Origin of the sequence: Pseudomonas tremae (assembly GCF_001401155.1) — a bacterium.
GTDB lineage: Bacteria > Pseudomonadota > Gammaproteobacteria > Pseudomonadales > Pseudomonadaceae > Aquipseudomonas > Aquipseudomonas tremae.
Genome location: NZ_LJRO01000354.1, coordinates 1 through 841, shown reverse-complemented (window position 1 = coordinate 841; position 841 = coordinate 1). Strand labels below are relative to the sequence as shown.

General features: G+C 50.3%; 2 protein-coding genes. Both read right to left on the bottom strand.

Going from position 1 to position 841, the window contains the following annotated elements; all coding sequences use genetic code 11:
• Positions 1-107: 107 nt before the first annotated feature.
• A complete protein-coding gene (locus ALO43_RS19895; protein ID WP_005622028.1) occupies positions 108-395 on the bottom strand; it encodes a helix-turn-helix domain-containing protein in 288 nt (95 codons plus the stop codon).
• Positions 395-733 (bottom strand): type II toxin-antitoxin system RelE/ParE family toxin, encoded by a 339-nt coding sequence (locus ALO43_RS19890; protein ID WP_054071658.1) that lies wholly within the window; start codon positions 731-733, stop codon positions 395-397. Before ALO43_RS19890 ends, ALO43_RS19895 begins: the two co-directional genes overlap by 1 nt.
• Between the last annotated feature and the right edge of the window lie 108 nt (positions 734-841).

Below are 841 nucleotides of genomic sequence, written 5' to 3'. Positions count from 1 at the left end.
GTAGTTCGGACGCTTACAGACCAAGCAGGTCAGGATCTACAATCATAGGGGCAGACCAAGCTGAAAGAAATCAAAACTACAGGAATCACAACCACATGTAACCTGTATCAAGCTGCAGTTTTGACACTGACTTCAACGTGCATGCCGCCTTGGGCGAGCATGTTGATCAATCGATCCACGCTGAAAAGGTCGATCTTCCCGCGCTGGAGTTCTGAAATGCGGGGTTGCGTTACGTTGAACAGCTGCGCAGCGTCAGCCTGCGAGAGCTGACGCACCTCGATAAAGTCTCGGATAGCCGTCATTAGGCTGGTGCGAATACGCATGTTCTCTGCTTCGGCTGGTGAGTCCTCCAGGGCGTCCCAGACGCTGCTGAAGGCTTGATTTGATTCAGTCATTAGTTCAACTCCTTAGTCAGTTCTTTCATCCGCTTGGCGGCGAGGTCAAGGTCGTGCTTGCTCGTTTTTTGCGTCTTCTTTTGGAAGCAGTGCAGGACATAAACCGCCGTCGCGAATTTCGCAATGTAGATCACACGGAAGGCGCCGTGGGCGTCCCTGATCCGTATCTCCTGTACCCCTGGACCAACGGTCGTCATGGGCTTCCAATCGTCAGGCTCATTGCCCACCTGCACCCTATCCAGCTGAAAGCCGGCCTCACGGCGGGCAGAGATTGGGAATGCTCTCAGGTCGTTTAGAGCTGAGCCCATAAAGATGATTTGTTTGAGGACTTTGTTCATGGACTAATTATACGTGATTACGTATAATTAGTCTCTTTTATTTTATCTGCATTTTTGTCACCACATGGTGCTACTTATTATTGTCAACATAGGGTATACCCCAAGTGA